Origin of the sequence: Streptomyces camponoticapitis, from assembly GCF_014646115.1 — a bacterium.
Lineage (GTDB): Bacteria > Actinomycetota > Actinomycetes > Streptomycetales > Streptomycetaceae > Streptomyces > Streptomyces camponoticapitis.
In genome coordinates, this window is record NZ_BMMV01000005.1 from 175656 (window position 1) to 191799 (window position 16144).

16 protein-coding genes and 1 tRNA gene are annotated in these 16144 nt (G+C 70.9%); 5 read left to right on the forward strand and 12 right to left on the reverse strand.

What is annotated here, in order from left to right:
• Positions 1 to 46: 46 nt before the first annotated feature.
• Together IEY79_RS09890 and IEY79_RS09895 are read left to right on the forward strand one after the other, a co-directional pair.
• Entirely contained in the window at positions 47 to 496 is a 450-nt protein-coding gene (locus IEY79_RS09890) for a hypothetical protein (RefSeq protein WP_189107160.1), read from the forward strand.
• 51 nt (positions 497 to 547) lie between these two features.
• Complete coding sequence (locus IEY79_RS09895; protein ID WP_189106992.1) at positions 548 to 1438, forward strand: spermidine synthase; 891 nt, start codon at positions 548 to 550, stop codon at positions 1436 to 1438.
• A gap of 22 nt (positions 1439 to 1460) precedes the next feature.
• Here the strand turns inward: IEY79_RS09895 and IEY79_RS09900 are convergent, their stop codons facing one another.
• The gene (locus IEY79_RS09900; protein WP_189106993.1) at positions 1461 to 2039 is read right to left on the reverse strand and encodes a hypothetical protein; all 579 of its coding nucleotides are present in this window, start codon (positions 2037 to 2039) and stop codon (positions 1461 to 1463) included.
• 100 nt (positions 2040 to 2139) lie between these two features.
• On the opposite strand from IEY79_RS09900, the gene IEY79_RS09905 reads away from it, so the two are divergent.
• Both IEY79_RS09905 and IEY79_RS09910 read left to right on the forward strand, forming a co-directional pair.
• Positions 2140 to 2874 (forward strand): response regulator transcription factor, encoded by a 735-nt coding sequence (locus IEY79_RS09905; protein WP_189106994.1) that lies wholly within the window; start codon positions 2140 to 2142, stop codon positions 2872 to 2874.
• Complete coding sequence (locus tag IEY79_RS09910; protein WP_189106995.1) at positions 2871 to 4256, forward strand: sensor histidine kinase; 1386 nt, start codon at positions 2871 to 2873, stop codon at positions 4254 to 4256. The genes IEY79_RS09905 and IEY79_RS09910 overlap by 4 nt, the downstream gene beginning before the upstream one ends.
• Positions 4257 to 4453: 197 nt before the next feature.
• Here IEY79_RS09910 and IEY79_RS09915 read toward each other — a convergent pair whose 3' ends face one another.
• From IEY79_RS09915 to IEY79_RS09950, 8 genes are all read right to left on the reverse strand, one after another.
• Complete coding sequence (locus IEY79_RS09915; RefSeq protein WP_189106996.1) at positions 4454 to 5878, reverse strand: glycoside hydrolase family 1 protein; 1425 nt, start codon at positions 5876 to 5878, stop codon at positions 4454 to 4456.
• 32 nt (positions 5879 to 5910) lie between these two features.
• The gene (locus IEY79_RS09920; RefSeq protein ID WP_189106997.1) at positions 5911 to 6795 is read right to left on the reverse strand and encodes a carbohydrate ABC transporter permease; all 885 of its coding nucleotides are present in this window, start codon (positions 6793 to 6795) and stop codon (positions 5911 to 5913) included.
• Positions 6792 to 7832: a carbohydrate ABC transporter permease gene (locus IEY79_RS09925; protein ID WP_189107161.1), complete on the reverse strand. Its 1041-nt coding sequence runs from the start codon at positions 7830 to 7832 to the stop codon at positions 6792 to 6794. Before IEY79_RS09925 ends, IEY79_RS09920 begins: the two co-directional genes overlap by 4 nt.
• A gap of 5 nt (positions 7833 to 7837) precedes the next feature.
• Positions 7838 to 9205 carry an ABC transporter substrate-binding protein gene (locus IEY79_RS09930; RefSeq protein ID WP_189106998.1) on the reverse strand — a complete coding sequence of 456 codons (1368 nt, stop codon included), beginning with the start codon at positions 9203 to 9205 and terminating at the stop codon, positions 7838 to 7840.
• A 137-nt stretch (positions 9206 to 9342) separates the two neighbouring features.
• Positions 9343 to 9415: transfer RNA gene (locus tag IEY79_RS09935), tRNA-His, on the reverse strand.
• 105 nt (positions 9416 to 9520) lie between these two features.
• Complete coding sequence (gene orn / locus IEY79_RS09940) at positions 9521 to 10114, reverse strand: oligoribonuclease (RefSeq protein ID WP_189106999.1); 594 nt, start codon at positions 10112 to 10114, stop codon at positions 9521 to 9523.
• Between the two features lie 10 nt (positions 10115 to 10124).
• The gene (locus IEY79_RS09945) at positions 10125 to 11345 is read right to left on the reverse strand and encodes a GlxA family transcriptional regulator (RefSeq protein WP_189107000.1); all 1221 of its coding nucleotides are present in this window, start codon (positions 11343 to 11345) and stop codon (positions 10125 to 10127) included.
• 404 nt (positions 11346 to 11749) lie between these two features.
• Complete coding sequence (locus tag IEY79_RS09950; RefSeq protein ID WP_189107001.1) at positions 11750 to 12052, reverse strand: hypothetical protein; 303 nt, start codon at positions 12050 to 12052, stop codon at positions 11750 to 11752.
• 341 nt (positions 12053 to 12393) lie between these two features.
• On the opposite strand from IEY79_RS09950, the gene IEY79_RS09955 reads away from it, so the two are divergent.
• On the forward strand, positions 12394 to 12915 hold the full coding sequence (locus IEY79_RS09955) for a universal stress protein (RefSeq protein ID WP_189107002.1): 522 nt from the start codon (positions 12394 to 12396) through the stop codon (positions 12913 to 12915).
• Positions 12916 to 12954: 39 nt separating this feature from the next.
• Here IEY79_RS09955 and glmS read toward each other — a convergent pair whose 3' ends face one another.
• The 3 genes from glmS to IEY79_RS09970 all read right to left on the reverse strand — a co-directional run bounded on the left by glmS (position 12955) and on the right by IEY79_RS09970 (position 16127).
• Positions 12955 to 14784 carry a glutamine--fructose-6-phosphate transaminase (isomerizing) gene (glmS, locus tag IEY79_RS09960; protein WP_189107003.1) on the reverse strand — a complete coding sequence of 610 codons (1830 nt, stop codon included), beginning with the start codon at positions 14782 to 14784 and terminating at the stop codon, positions 12955 to 12957.
• Between the two features lie 81 nt (positions 14785 to 14865).
• Positions 14866 to 15147 (reverse strand): hypothetical protein, encoded by a 282-nt coding sequence (locus IEY79_RS09965; RefSeq protein ID WP_189107004.1) that lies wholly within the window; start codon positions 15145 to 15147, stop codon positions 14866 to 14868.
• Between the two features lie 89 nt (positions 15148 to 15236).
• A complete protein-coding gene (locus IEY79_RS09970) occupies positions 15237 to 16127 on the reverse strand; it encodes a DUF4429 domain-containing protein (protein WP_189107005.1) in 891 nt (296 codons plus the stop codon).
• Positions 16128 to 16144: the final 17 nt, after the last annotated feature.

Consider the following 16144-nt stretch of genomic DNA (forward strand, 5'->3'; position numbering starts at 1 on the left):
TCCGCTCGCCGAGGAGGGGTTCCCCTTGTTGGAGTTGGAGGTCGGTATGAAGACCGGTGACAGCTCATGGACGACTGCTCAGCACACGCCCAGCGCCGAGGCGAGCGAGTCGCCGCCCGGTGACACCGCCGGGGGCCACGGCGGGCCCTGCGACCTGGTGACCGTGCCGGCCCGGCAGGGGCTGGAGGCCGTCGACATCCTGCGCCGCGGCGCGGGCGAGGCCCCTTCGGTCGGGCCCGTGCTCCTCGACGTCAACTGCGACAACCTCGGGTTCCTGGTGCCGCCCGGCACGGCGGCGGGCTGGGACATGCCCGGCAGCGCGTGTACGGAGACCGCCGGCCGGGGACTGCGCATCCCGGCCGAGCCGCCCGTCGGCGGAAGCGCGTGGCTGCTGCCGCCGGACTCCGCGACCGGGGAGGTCACGGACCCGGCGGTGCTGCGGGAGGCCCTCGGCGAGGCGGCCCGGCTGATCGAGGCCGCGGACGGCCACCGGTAGCGACCGCCCGTGCGCGGGGGCCGGTGACCGCCACCGGGCGATAATGGCCCGGTGGCGAAGAATCCGGCGGCGAGGAAAGGGCGACGTGGACGAGGTGTCCCCGGAGCCGGAGCCGAGAGCGTCACCGAGCCGGTCGACGGCGGGCTCGCCGAGCTGCTGCCCGACCGCGAGCGCTCCGGTGCCTGGACGCTGCTGATCGACGGCGCCCCGCAGTCACATGTCGATCTCGCCGACCCGACGCATCTCTCGTTCTCCTACCAGCGCAGGCTCGGTCACTTCGCCGATCTCGTCGCGCCCGCGGGCCGGCCGCTGCACGTCGCGCACCTCGGCGGCGGCGCGTTCACGCTCGCGCGTTACGTCGCGGCGACCCGCCCCCGCTCCACCCAGCAGATCGTGGAGCTCGACGCGCCTCTGGTCCAACTCGTCCGCAGGGAACTCCCGCTGGACCCGGGCGCCAGGATCCGGGTCCGCTCCGTCGACGCGCGGGCCGGGCTCGCCAGGATGCCCGACGGCTGGGCGGACCTGGTGATCACGGACGTCTTCGACGGGGCCCGTACCCCGGCGCATCTCACCAGCACCGAATTCCTCGCCGACGTGCGGCGCGTGCTCAGGCCCGGCGGCGGCTACGCGGCCAACCTCGCCGACGGGCCCCCGCTCGCACATCTGCGATCCCAGATCGCCACGGCCGCCACCGTCTTCCCGGAGCTGGCGCTCGCCGCCGACCCGGCCGTGCTGCGCGGCCGGCGGTTCGGCAACGCCGTACTCCTCGCGTCCGACCGGGAGTTGCCGGTCGCCGAGCTGACCCGCCGGGTCGCGGGCGACCCGCATCCGGGCCGGGTCGAACACGGGCGCTCCCTCAGGGACTTCACCGGCGGCGCCGCGCCCGTCACCGACGCGAACGCCAGGCCCTCACCCGTACCGCCGGCCGGCTCCTTCGACTGAACGCCCCTGCCCGGCGGGGGACTCACCGCTCGTCGATCTGCACCCGGGGCGCCGAGTCGTGCCAGGTGCAGAAGACCGAGACCTCCCGGTCGTCCCGCGTGAACGTCACCCGGATCCAGAAGTCCTGCTTCCACACCTGCATCTGCCAGCCGGCCTCCGGTGTCGCCGAGACCAGCTCCGCCGAGTGGGGACCGAGATCGAAGACGACCCGCCCGCCGTCGACCGGATAGCTCTTCACACTGCCGTCCGCCGTGGGGTCCGGACCGGGGTCCGAGGACCGGCTCGGCTCCTTCGGTTCCGCGGGCGCGGTCGCGGACGGCTTGCCGTCCGGTGTCTTCGAGGACTCCGGGGCCCGGGAGGAAGCCGTGGGCTCCGGCGACGAGGGTGAGGGCGGCGGGCTCGGCGGGCGGTGCGTCGACGAGGACCGCGGCCGGGCGCGCTGCGTCGTCGCGTTCTCCCCGGTGATCGGCAGCGCCCGCGGCCGGTCGTACACCGTGCCCACCACGACCGTGTGCACGCCCCACCAGGACAGCGTGACCGCCGCCCCGGTCGCCAGCGTCCACGCCATGGCATGTACGAGTCCTCTGCGCATCGGGGCCATACTGCACCACCCGCCCCGCGTCTGTCCTTCCGTCCCCGTTCCCGTCCGCGTTCCCGAACGACGGACCCCGAGGCCGCCCGGATGGCGTACGGTGCCGCCCATGCCAAGTGTGCTCGTGGTCGAGGACGACCAGTTCGTGCGCTCCGCCCTCATCAGGCACTTGACCGAGGCCTCCCACACCGTACGGAGCGTCGGCACCGCCCTGGAGGCGCTGCGTGAGGTCGCCCACTTCCGGTTCGACGTGGTCATCCTCGACCTCGGACTGCCCGATCTGGACGGGTCCGAGGCGCTGAAGATGCTGCGCGGGATCACCGACGTGCCGGTCATCATCGCCACGGCGCGGGACGACGAGGCGGAGATCGTACGGCTGTTGAACGACGGCGCCGACGACTACCTCACCAAACCCTTCTCGGTGGAACATCTCTCCGCCCGGATGGCCGCCGTGCTGCGCCGCTCGCGCGCCACCGCCGCCGAGGACCCGCCCTCGCGCGTCATCCGGGTCGGCGGTCTCGCCATCGACCCGCTGCGCCGTCAGGCCGAACTCGACGGCGCCCGGCTGGATCTGACGCGGCGTGAGTTCGACCTGCTCGCCTTCCTCGCCGGCCGCCCGGGGGTGGTCGTCGCACGCAAGGAGCTGCTGGCCGAGGTGTGGCAGCAGTCGTACGGCGACGACCAGACCATCGACGTCCATCTGTCCTGGCTGCGGCGGAAGCTGGGGGAGACGGCGGCCCGGCCCCGCTATCTGCACACGCTGCGCGGCGTCGGCGTGAAGCTGGAGCCGCCGGCTCCCCGGGAGTCCGCGTCGGGCCCGGGCGCGTACGAGCCCCTGTCATGAGGTGGGCACTGGTCAGGGTCTCGCTGGCGGTGACCGCGATGGTCGTGCTCGCCTTCGCCGTCCCGCTCGGCCTCGTCATCAAGGAGATGGCCAAGGACCGGGCCTTCTCCAACGCCGAACGGCAGGCCGCGACCCTCGGCCCCGTTCTCTCCATCGCCCAGGGCCGCGAACAGCTCGAATGGGCCGTCCAGTCCAGCCCCATCGGCGACACGGGACAGCTGGCCGTCCATGTGCCCGCCTCCGGCGAGCCGGGCAGCGTGCCCATGGAGATCGGCACCCGCCGGGCCGCGCAGAAGGACCTGCGCGCCACCGAGCGGCTCGGCAGGGCCTCCATCGCCGAGGTCAGCGGCGGCTCCGCGCTCCTCCAGCCGATCGCGATCTCCACCGGGAAGGTCGCCATCATCGAGGTGTTCGTCCCCGAGGACGAGGTCTCCAACGGTGTCGCCACCGCCTGGCTGGTGCTCGCGGGCGTGGGTGTCGCGCTGATCGTGGGCTCGGTCGCCGTCGCCGACCGGCTCGGCGTACGGATGGTCCAGCCCGCCCAGCGGCTCGCGGGAGCCGCCCATGAACTGGGGGAGGGCAGACTCGGCGCCCGGGTCCCGGAGAAGGGCCCGACGGAGCTGCGGTCGGCGGCGATCGCCTTCAACTCGATGGCCGACCAGGTGGTCCAACTCCTCGCCAACGAAAGGGAACTGGCCGCCGACCTCTCGCACCGGCTGCGCACACCGCTCACCGTGCTGCGCCTCAACGCCGCGTCGCTGGGGGAGGGCCCGGCCGCCGACCAGACGCGGGCGGCCGTCGCACAGCTGGAACGCGAGGTCGACACCATCATCCGTACCGCCCGCAAGGCCAAGCCGCAGACCCGCGCGACGACGCCCGGTGTGGGCTGCGACGTCTCCGAGGTCATCCGCGAGCGCATGGACTTCTGGTCGGCCCTCGCGGAGGACGAGGGCCGGAAGGTACGGCTGGCGGGGGTCGGCCGCCCGGCCCAGATCCCGGTCGCGAGGCCCGAACTGGCCGCCGCCCTGGATGCGTTGCTCGGCAATGTCTTCCGGCACACCCCCGAGGGCACGGCCTTCGCCGTCGACGTCCACCACGCCGACGACGCCGTGATCGTCCTCGTCTCGGACGCGGGCCCGGGGATCGCGGACCCCGAGGCGGCCCTCGTGCGCGGCAACAGCGGGGCCGGCGAGGGTTCGACGGGACTCGGGCTCGACATCGTGCGCCGGGTCGCCGAGTCGACCGGCGGAGACGTACGCATCGGGCGCTCCGTGCTCGGCGGCACGGAGGTACGGATCTGGATCGGACTCGGCGGGCGGCGCGCCACGCGCTCCACGGGGGAGAGCCGCGGACACCGGCTGCGCCGGCGGGCCAACCATTAATCCGCGCCCAATGGTTCCTTAAGGGGACCTCAAGAACGTCAACCGCTGTCCGTTATCGGTGACTTGTCCGGACCGGGACGGCTAGCGTGCTGACGCGAGAGCGAACCGCCCGCACGGCTGCCGTCCCCCACCGGTCGCCATCCCACCGCGTCCCGGCCGGTGACCGAACCAACCCCCCACCCGGCCGGGGCGCGCCCTCAGGCCGGCGGGTCGGGCAGCACGCCCGTCTCCGTCAGCCGCGCGTACCAGCGGGCGCTGGACTTGGGCGTACGGGCCTGTGTCCCGTAGTCGACGTGCACCGCGCCGAACCGCTTCCCGTAGCCCCGCTCCCACTCGAAGTTGTCCAGCAGCGACCAGAGGAAGTAGCCACGTACGTCCGCCCCGTCGGCCATCGCGCGGTGGGCCGCCGACAGATGCCCGTGCAGGAAACGGATGCGGTCCGGGTCGTGCACCACACCCTCGGCGTCCGGCCTGTCGTCGTACGCCGCGCCGTTCTCCGTGATCACCAGCGGTACGTCGGGAGCCTCGCGGGTGTAGCGCATCAGCACGTCGTACAGGCCCGTCGGATCGACCGACCAGCCCATCTCGGTGACCTCGCCCGGCGGCTGATGGAATGTCACGGACTCGGCGCCCGGCCAGGGGGACTTCTCGCCCGCGCCGTGGGCGTGCCCGTGGCTGTCGCGGCGGGACGCGTCCGCGCCGGTGCCCGTCGCCGCCGACACCAGGTGCGGCGTGTAGTAGTTGATGCCCAGCCAGTCCAGCGGCTGGTTGATCGTCGCCGTGTCGTCGGCCTTCACGAACGACCAGTCGGTGATCCGCGCGGTGTCCTTGAACAGGTCCTCGGGGTAGGCGCCCGCCAGCATCGGCCCGGTGAAGATCCGGTTCGCCAGGGCGTCGATACGGCGCCGCGCGTCCAGGTCCTCCGGCGACTGCGAACGGGCCCGGATCGCCGCGGCGTTGTGGCAGACGGTCACCTGCGCGCGTCTGGGCAGCACCGTACGCAGCGCCTGCGTGGCCAGACCGTGGCCGAGGTTGAGATGGTGCGCCGCACGCAGCGCGAGCACCGGATCCGTACGGCCGGGTGCGTGCACACCGGAGGCGTAGCCGAGGAACGCGCTGCACCAGGGCTCGTTGAGCGTCACCCAGCGGTCGACGCGGTCACCGAGCGCGTCACCGAGGATGCGCGCGTACTCCGCGAACCTGAACGCCGTCTCACGCACCGGCCAGCCGCCCGCCGTCTCCAGATCGTGCGGCAGGTCCCAGTGGTAGAGGGTGAGGACGGGCCGGATGCCCCGCTCCAGCAGGTCGTCGACGAGCTTGCGGTAGAAGTCGAGACCGCGCTGGACGGCCGGGCCGCGCCCGATGGGCTGGACGCGCGACCAGGAGACCGAGAAGCGGTACGCGTTCACACCGAGGTCCGCCATGAGGCGCACGTCCTCGGCCCGGCGGTGGATGTGGTCGGCGGCGGTGTCACCGGTGTCGCCGTTCTCGACCTTGCCGGGGGTGTGGCTGAAGGTGTCCCAGATCGACGGGGTACGGCCGATCTCCCGCGCGCCGCCCTCGATCTGGTAGGCGGCGGTGGCGGTGCCCCATATGAAGTCGGACGGAAAACTGAGGGACATGGGTGCGCTCCGGGTCGGGGAGAAACGCGCGGTCAGCCCTTGACCGCACCGGTCATGATGCCACCGACAATATGCTTGCCGAAGATCACGAAGGCCAGCAGGAGCGGCAGCGTACCGAGGAGGGCACCTGCCATGATCACCGACTGGTCGGGAATGTAGCCGCGCCCGAGACCGGTGAGAGCCACCTGCACGGTGGGGCTGCCGTTCTGTGTGAGCGCGATGATCGGCCAGAAGAAGTCGTTCCAGGCCAGCACGAACGTCAGCATCCCCAGCACGGCCATCGCGGGCCGCGCCGCCGGGAAGACGACGTGCCACACGACGCGCCAACTGCTCGCACCGTCCACCCGCGCCGCCTCGATCAGCTCGGTCGGCAGCGCCTGGACCAGATACTGCCGCATGAAGAACACCCCGAACGCGCTGACCAGGGTGGGCAGGACCACGGCCTGGAGCCGGTCGGTCCAGGACAGCTCGGCGATCAGCATGTACAGCGGTACGACACCGAGCTGCGGCGGCACCATCATCGTGCCGATCACCAGCAGCAGAAGCAGGCTCTTGAACCGGAAGCGGAGCTTGGCGAAGGCGAAGCCGGCGAGCGTCGAGAACAGAACCGTCCCGGCGGCCACGGTGCCCGCCACCAGGACCGTGTTGAACAGCGCCGTACCCATGTTGGCGTCGGTCCAGGCGATACGGAGATTACGCACGAGATTGCCGCCGAACCAGAAGGGCGGGGGAGTCTGTGCCAGCCGGGTGGTGTTGCGGGACGCGGCGATCGCCGTCCAGAGGAGCGGGAAGAGCGAGCCGGCGGCGAACAGGGCCAGTACCGCGTACGTGATCCGCCCCGCGTGCCGCTGAAGCCCCGCACCGCGTCGCGTCCCCGCGCCGCGTCGCGTCCTCGTCCCTCGGGTCTCCGACGTCATGAGCTCCTCCGCAGCCGGCGGGCGACGAGCCAGTTCACCGCGCCGATGATCAGCAGGATCAGGAACATCGACCAGGCGATCGCCGACGCCCGGCCGAGATGCAGATTCACCCAGCCCTGCTCGTACAGATAGAGCCCCAGCGTCTGGAACTGGTGGTCCGAGCCGCCGGTCGCGCCCGCGCCGCCGTTGAACAGCAGCGGCTCGCCGAAGAGCTGGGTCGCGCCGATCGTCGAGACGACGCAGGTGAAGAGGATCGTGGGCCGCAGGGACGGAAGGGTGACATGCAGGAACTGCTGGCGTCGCGAGGCCCCGTCGAGCGCGGCCGACTCGTACAGCTCGTGGGGGATCGACTGCATTGCCGCCAGGTAGATCAGCGCGTTGTACCCCGTCCAGCGCCACACGACGATGGTGGAGACGGCCAGTTGGGACGTCCACGTGCCGTTCTGCCAGTCGACGGCGTCGAACCCGGCCAGCCCCAGACCCCAGTTGATCATTCCGTGGTCCCGGCCGAAGAGCAGTACGAAGACCAGCGTGGCCGCCGCGACACTCGTGGCGTACGGCGTGAGGACGGCCACCCGGAAGAACATCGAGCCGCGAAGCCGGTAGTTGAGCAGCTGCGCGATGCCGAGCGCGATCAGCAACTGCGGGACGGTCGAGAGCAGTCCGATGGTCACCGTGTTCTGGAGCGCGTTCCAGAAGAAGTCGTCGCGCAGCAGCCGGGAGAAGTTGCCCAGCCCGACCCACTCCATGTCGTCGGGCGAGGTGAGCTCGACGCGGTGCAGCGATGCCCAGCCGGTGTAGAGCAGCGGGAAGAGCCCGAAGACGGCGAAGAAGAGGAAGAACGGGGCGACGAAGGCGTACGGGCTCCACCGCAGGTCCCTGCGGTGCCACCGCCGGCGCCGCTCCCGCTCCCGCTCGTCGCGCCCCTCCCTGCCGTGGTCCCCGCCCCTGGCGCCGGGCGGCGCCGGATACGCCGCGGTGCCGTCCTCCCGCTCGGAGGGGGCCGCGGCGGTCGCGTCACGCGCCACGCCCGCCATGTCGCTCACCGGTCCAGCGCGTTGTCGATCGCCTTCACCGCCGCGTCCCAGCCCTGCTCGGACGACCGGCCCTTCTGGTCGACCTGGAGCATGCCGACGTCCGCGAGGTTCTGGGCGATGATCAGGTCCTTCGGGCCGACGATCTGGACCGGCACGCCCTCCGCCGCGCCCGCGAAGATCCGCCCCGTGGGCGCGTCGCCGAAGTAGGGGTGCCGCGCCTCGGAGACCGCCGGCAGGTCGTACGCGGCCGGGGCGCTCGGGAAGCTGCCGCGCCTCTCGAACAGCTTCGCCTGCTGCTCGGGCGCGGTCAGCCAGGCGACGAGCCGGGCGGCCGCCGCCGTGTTCTTCCCGGCCCTGGGCACGGTCAGGAACGACCCGCCCCAGTTGCTCGGCCGGGGCGCCGTGGCCACGTCCCACTTGCCCTTGCCGGCGGCGCCCGCCTTGTCCTGGATGTAGCCGAGCATCCAGGCGGGACAGGAGACGGTCGCGAAGGTCGCGTTGGCGAAGCCCTGGTCCCACGCGGGTGTGAACTGCTGGAGCCTGCCGGTCAGCCCCTCGCGGGCGAACTCGGCCGCGGTGTCCCAGGCCCCCCGTACGGCCGGGTTGGTCTTGTAGACGACCTTGCCGCCCGCGTCGTAGAACCGTTTCTCGCTCCCGCCGGTGATCGCCGCCATCACCCCGGACGCCGAGTCGACGAAGACCGTCCCCTTGGGTGCCTTCGCCTTGTACCGCTTCCCGGCCGCCAGATACTTCCGCCAGTCGCCCGCCCACAGCTTCCCGACGGCCGTGCGGTCAGTGGGCAGCCCGGCCTTGGCGAAGAGGTCCCTGCGGTAGCAGATCGCCCCCGGCCCGATGTCCGTGCCGAGGCCGACGGTCCTCCCGTCGGCGGTGGTGGCCTGCGACCACTTCCAGGGCAGGAAGCCGTCCTTCCGTACGCCCTCGGTCCGGCCCAGGTCCACGAGCTTGCCCGCCTGGGTGGCGGTGATCTCGGCGATGTTGTTGACCTCGACGGCCTGGATGTCGGCGAGTCCGCTGCCGCTGCCGAGGTGGGTGAGGAGCTGCGGGTAGTAGTTCTCGTTCCGCTCGATGGACGTCTGCCTGATGACGACGTCCTTGTGGAGCTTCATGTACTCGTCGTACAGCCCGGCCTCCTTGAGACCGAAGGCCCCGAAGACCCCCACGGTGAGAGTGGTCCCCCCGCTCCCGCCGTCGACGTCACCGCTCGCGCCGCCCCCGCTCGTGCCACCCCCGCTCGTGACCCCGGCTGCCGGCTCGGGCGGGTCCTCGGCACACCCGGCCACCGTCCCGGCCCCGAGCACGACGACGGCCACGAGACCCACCAGCCGGTGGGACGCACGGGAATGTGTGCGCATGACGTCCTTCCTCGACTGATGGGAGCGCTCCCACGAGTGGGTCGAGCGTCCCCGCTCACATGAGAGGTGTCAAGGGACCGGGCGGCGACACGACGAAGGGCCGGTCCGCTCGCGCGAACCGGCCCTTCATTCGTCAGGGTGAGTAACGGGACTTGAACCCGCGACATCCTGGACCACAACCAGGTGCTCTACCAGCTGAGCTATACCCACCACGTCCGGTCAATCCTGTACCCGACCGGCCGAGAAAAAGTGTACAGCCTCCGCGAGGGTGCTCGCGCCCGAGTTATGCCTGGGGCCGGGCGGCGTTCTCGTGGGTCACAGCACGTGCTTGGCCGCGATCGCCTTCGCCGTGTCCGAGTCCGGACCGGGCTGCGGCACGAAGACCGCCTCGCGGTAGTAGCGCAGCTCAGCGATGGATTCGCGGATGTCGGCCAGCGCCCGGTGGTTGCCGCTCTTCTCGGGGCTGTTGAAGTAGGCGCGCGGGTACCAGCGGCGCGCCAGCTCCTTGATCGAGGAGACGTCGACGATCCGGTAGTGGAGGTAGCCCTCCAGCTCCGGCATGTCCCGCAGCAGGAAGCCGCGGTCGGTGCCGACCGTGTTGCCGCACAGCGGCGCCTTCCCGGGCTCCTTGACGTGCTCGCGTACGTACGCCAGCACCCGCTCCTCGGCGTCGGCCAGGGTGGTGCCGCCGGCCAGCTCGTCGAGCAGGCCCGAGGCGGTGTGCATCTGCCGCACCACCTCGGGCATGGTCTCCAGCGCCGCGTCCGGGGGACGCACGACGATGTCGACCCCTTCGCCGAGCACGTTCAGTTCCGAGTCGGTGACCAGGGCGGCCACCTCGATGAGTGCGTCGTCCGTCAGCGAGAGCCCGGTCATCTCGCAGTCGATCCACACCATTCGATCGTTCATGCGCCTTACCCTACGGTGCGCTCCGCTGACCTGGCAGGCTCGGGCGGCCCTGGCCGGAGGCGAAGGCCTCCGAGTAGGACTTGACCGGCTCCGCCACCGGCGACGAGGCCGTCGCGGAACCGGACGGGGCGGACGCCGCAGCCGTCCTTCTGGCGCCCGGGGCGGCCTGCGGCGGTACGACCTGCTCCACCGGCGCCGGCGCGAGCTGGTCCCCGTGCGGACGGCGGGCCCGGTAGGCGGCCCGGTACGCGGCGGGGGACGAGCCAAGCTGACGCCGGAAGTGCCCGCGCAGCGCCACCGGCGAACGGAAGCCGCAGCGGCCGGCGACCTCGTCCACCGAGTAGTCGGAGGTCTCCAGCAGCCGCTGCGCCTGGAGCACACGCTGGGTGATCAGCCACTGCAAGGGCGCGCTGCCGGTGAGCGAACGGAAACGGCGGTCGAAGGTCCTGCGGCTCATGTAGGCGCGGGCGGCCAGAGTCTCCACGTCGAACTGCTCGTGCAGATGCTCCAGCGCCCAGGCCACGACCTCGGCGAGCGGGTCGGAGCCGATCTCCTCTGGTAAAGACCTGTCCAGATAGCGCTCCTGACCGCCGCTGCGCCGCGGTGGAACGACGAGCCTGCGCGCCAGTGCCCCGGCGGCCTCCGTCCCGTGATCCGTACGCACTATGTGCAGACACAGATCTATTCCGGCTGCCGTGCCGGCGGAGGTGAGCACGTCGCCGTCGTCGACGAACAGCTCCCGCGGATCCACGTGCACGGACGGATACCGCTTGGCGAGCGTCGGCGCGTACATCCAGTGCGTGGTCGCCGGCCGGCCGTCCAGGAGGCCGGCCGCGGCGAGCACGAACGCGCCCGTGCACAGTCCGACGATCCGGGCGCCTTCCTCGTGCGCGCGGCGCAGCGCGTCGAGCGCCTCGGGCGGCGGCGGCGAGGTGATGGACCGCCATGCCGGGACGACCACCGTGCCCGCTCTGCCGATCGCCTCCAGGCCGTAGGGCGTGGTGAGTTCGAGCCCGCCGGTGGTGCGGAGCGGACCTTCCTCCCCGCCGCACACGAGCAGCCGGTATCGCGGAACCCCGGCATCCTGACGGTCGATGCCGAACACGGAGAGCGGGATGGAGCTCTCGAAGATGGGCCCACCACTGAACAGCAGCACTGCGACAACTTCCCGGCGGCGGCGGCCGGAAAGCTTCCGTGCTGACTCCGGTGCGGCAATGGAGTCCTGGCTCATGGCGCTAAGCCCCCCTCGGTGTTCGCGTCTCCCCGTTCGTGTCGGGTCTTTCGCTCCTGCACGATTCCCCTCGGTTTTGCACGGGACCCCACTGTTCGCTACTCATGATCGAATCTACTGTGTCCCGTGGTGCCGGCGTGACAAGTTCTCCATCCGGCGCTATGTCGACAAGGCAACTTGGCGCGAAGCATTCGATCACGAAGCGTTCCACTCAGGCGGCCCACTGGGAAGTGCGCCTCGCGCGCATGGCCCGTCCCCGTAGGCACTTCGCGGCCGGAAAGGACCTCTCTGCCCTGGTGACAAGGGGGTTGGCAGGCCATTTCGCCAAGGATCGGTCGCAGGGGTGAAGTTGGCTGAAAACTTACGGGTGTGCGGGCCCGGAAGCGCCGGTCACCCGGCGCGCTTCAGTCGCGAGTATGCGCGCCCCGATGCGCCCCCTGGGGCCTGGTGTTACCCGCCGTACGTTGCGCGCGCAGCGAGCGCTCCGAGCGGCGCAGCAGAAGCCGGCAGACCGCCGTCACGGCGAGCAGCCCGAGCGCGGGGACGGCGGCTCCGCCGACGGACGTCCCGAACACGACGAGCACCACCGGCACGAGCACACAGCTGAACGCGGCCCAGCGAACCACATCGCTCGCGGAATCGGCGGTGGCGGCCGACGCGGTCTGAGGCCCCGAGGGGGAGGCGTGGTGGTGCGGTCGTACGGACACGTGGGCTCCCTGGTGACGTGGGTGGCTGTGGTGACTGGAGTTACCGCGTCGACCACGGGGGGACCCATGATCAACGAGGCGTCCGGCCGTCCGGTCACTTACCACCCCCCGGGTGGCCCGCTTCCCGCGTCCCTGTGTACGAGCCATCCGGCGTTGCGATCCCCGACGGGCTCGGGCATGCTCCCCTGATACGCCGCGTGTGCGGCGGCCATGCCTGGGCAGAAGAGGAGTGCCGCCGTACCCTTGCGGGTAAGGGGTTGGGAAGATGATTCCCAGACACAGCTCCGTTGCCCCGTCAATTGTTGCTCCTTCACACAAGGACCTTCCTCGCCGAGACATCGATGGCCGGTCACGAAATCCCCGAACCCGCTGACCGCGAGCAGTTGACCGACCACGCGTCGGACCTGCAAGCGGCGGAAGAGACGCGCCACTCCTGCGACCCGGCCTTCAGGCACGGAGTGGTCGTCGGTTTCGACGGGTCGACGTCCAGCGAGCGCGCACTCGCCTATGCCATCGGAATGGCCCGCAGACTCGGTTCCGCCCTGATCATCGTGCACGTGGCCAACCGGCTGCCCACCACCGTCTGGGCGGGCTGCGAGCCGCCGGTCTTCGTGGACGTGCCGGACCACCGCACCGAGGTCCTCGGTCTCGAACTGGCCTGCGCGGACTACCTCACCGAGGTGCCGTGGATCCTCGTCGAGCGCGGCGGCGACATCTGTCACGAGCTCGAAGAGGTCGGCCAGGAGTACTCGGCCGACGCGATCGTCGTCGGCTCCACGCACGGCATCGTGGGACGTATCTTCGGCTCGGTGGCGGGACGGCTGGCACGACGGGCCCAGCGGCCCGTCGTGGTCATTCCGTAGCCCGTCGTCCGCGGCGGCGACGCTGACGCGCCGTCATGGCTACTCCACCGTCACGGACTTCGCCAGGTTGCGCGGCTTGTCGATGTCCCGGCCCAGCGCCAACGCCGTGTGGTAGGCGAGCAGTTGGAGCGGGATCCCCATCAGGATCGGGTCCAGCTCCGGCTCGTTCTTCGGCACCAGGATCGTGTGGTCGGCCTTCGGCTGCTCCTGGTGCGCGACCGCGAGGATGCGGCCGCTGCGGGCCTTGATCTCCTCCATCGCCGCGCGGTTCTTCTCCAGCAGGTCGTCGTCCGGCACGATCGCCACGGTCGGCAGCGCCGGTTCGATGAGTGCGAGCGGTCCGTGCTTCAACTCGGAGGCCGGATACGCCTCGGCGTGGATGTACGAGATCTCCTTGAGCTTCAGGGAGGCCTCAAGTGCCACCGGATAGCCGCGTACCCGTCCGATGAACATCATCGACTTCGCGTCCGCGTACTCGTCCGCGACCTTCTTGATCTCCGCCTCGGACTCCAGGATCTCCGTGATCTGGGCGGGCAGATCACGCAGGCCCGCGATGATCCGCTTGCCGTCGGCGACCGACAGGTCGCGGATCCGGCCCAGGTGCAGCGCGAGCAGCGCGAAGGCCACCACCGTGTTGGTGAAGCACTTCGTGGAGACGACACAGACCTCCGGGCCCGCGTGCACGTACACGCCGCCGTCGGTCTCGCGGGCGATCGCCGAGCCGACGACGTTGACGACGCCGAGCACCCGGGCGCCTTTGCGCTTGAGCTCCTGCACGGCGGCCAGGACGTCGTACGTCTCGCCCGACTGCGACACGGCGATGTAGAGCGTGTCGGGGTCCACGACGGGATTGCGGTAACGGAACTCCGACGCGGGCTCCGCGTCCGCCGGGATGCGCGCCAGCGACTCGATCAGCCCGGCGCCGATGAGACCGGCGTGGTACGAGGTGCCGCAGCCGAGGATCTTGATGCGCCGCACCCCGCGGGCCTCGCGCGCGTCCAGATTCAGACCGCCCAGATGCACGGTCGAGAACCGGTCGTCGATCCGCCCGCGCAGCACCCGGTCCACGGCGTCGGACTGCTCGGAGATCTCCTTGTGCATGTACGTGTCGTGGCCGCCCATGTCGTACGACTCGGCCTCCCACTCCACGGTGGTCGGCGTGGCCGAGGTGCGCGAGCCCTCGGTGGTGTACGTACGGAAGTCGTCGGCCTTGATGGTGGCCATCTCGCCGTCGTCGAGGGTGACGACCTGGCGGGTGTGGGAGACCAGCGCGGCGACGTCGGACGCGACGAACATCTCCTTCTCGCCGATGCCGAGGACGACGGGCGAGCCGTTGCGGGCGACGACGATACGGTCCGCGAAGTCGGCGTGCAGCACGGCGATGCCGTACGTGCCCTCGACCAGCTTCAGCGACTGGCGGACCTTCTCCTCCAGCGTCTCGGCCTGCGAGCGCGCGATGAGATGGGTCAGGACCTCGGTGTCGGTCTCGGAGAGGAAGACGACACCGTCGGCCTCCAGCTTCACACGCAGTTCGGTGGCGTTGTCGATGATGCCGTTGTGGACGACGGCGACCTTGTTGTCCTGGTCGAGGTGCGGATGCGCGTTGTGGTCGCTCGGGGCGCCGTGGGTGGCCCAGCGGGTGTGCGCGATGCCGGTGGTGCCGGCGAAGCGCTTGGGGACGCGGGACTCCAGCTCACGGACGCGGCCCTTGGCCTTGACCATCTTCAGCGCCGAGGACCTGCCGGCGGCCGCCTTGCCGGTGATGACCAGGCCCGCGGAGTCGTAGCCCCGGTACTCCAGCCGCTGCAAGCCCTCAAGCAGCAGTGGGGCGACATCACGCCGCCCGATGTAACCGACGATTCCGCACATATCAGTCTCTGCCTCTCCGCCAATGATCAGTGGTGTGCCCGGCCGCCGTCCGAGGACGGTCGTCGCCGTACGCTCCGCGGCTCAGCCGTAGACGATCCGCCGGAGCTGCCTGAGGGACAGCTCCGGCGGCGCCACCGCGCGGTGCGGCAGTTCCGCCGCGATCCGCTCGAAGATCTCCGGGTTCGCCGCGCCGCCGGCCTGGAGCTCGCGGTGTCTGCGCCGGACGAACTCCTCGGCGGTCTCGTCGAAGTACGCCAGGACGTCCAGAATCACCCGGGCCGCCTCGCCGCGCGGGAGCGCGGTGCTGCGGACCAGATGGTCGACGAGGTCGTCGTGGGACGAGGGTGAACGGCGTTCGAGCACCCGTAGATACTGCGGGTGCTTGGCGGCTCTTTGCAAGAATCCTGCCCGAATCCGGGCAGGAGTATCCATGATCTCTGTTGTGGCGCTGCTCAGAGGCGCTTCAGTACGGCCTGCTTGGCGGTCGTGAACTCCTCCTCCGTGAGGATCCCGGCCTGGTGCAGCTCGCCCAGCTCACGCAGCCTGCGCAGCAGCGCGTCATGATCGTCGCCGCTCGCGGCCCGCTGTGCGGGCACGTCCGCGCCTTCGGCGGCCTTGGTGAGGGAGGGAAGGGCGGCGGGCGCCGCGTTCGGGTGCGGCAGCCGGGCCACCACCGCCGCCGCGACCAGCGCCATCAGCGGGTCCTTCCGGAAGCCGTACAGCTCCACGGAGTGCGGGTCGTACTTCGGCGCCGGGGAATTGCCCCTGCCGACCACGAAGCGCAGGAATCCATTCTCCATCCCGGCGCTCGGCCGCCACTCCACACCGTCGACATCATCGATCGAGAGGGTGGTCATGCCCCGCGAGGACTTGGACTCCTCGGTCTTCCAGTTCCACTCCAGCCGGATCTGCTCGCCGTCGAAGGTCGCGGTCCCGTCGCCGGCGCCCATCGTGATCGGCAGGGAGGGGCCGGGCAGCAGAAAGCGGTCGGTCGGACCCGACTCGACCTCGTCCAGCAGCAGGGCGTTGCGCACCTCGTCGACGAAGTACTCGGCGACGCCCGTGCGGTCGCTCTCCACGGTCAGCTGGTACGGGTCGGAGGCGTCGTCCAGCTTGCCCCCGGCGACCCTGGTGAGCGGGTCGGCGCCCTCGCGCAGCCGGAGCCTGAGCCGCCCCGACTTACGGCCCTGCTCGAAGGTGATCCCCGCCAACGCCGCCAGCGGCACGGCGACTTCGCCGAGCGACTTGCGCAGCAGACTCACGCGCTTGTCGGAGCCGGGCACGATGCGCACCGTGTCGCCGTCGAAGGTCCAAGTGCCGTCCCTCTGGATGATTTCCGCCATGAGGCCGATTGTTCCAC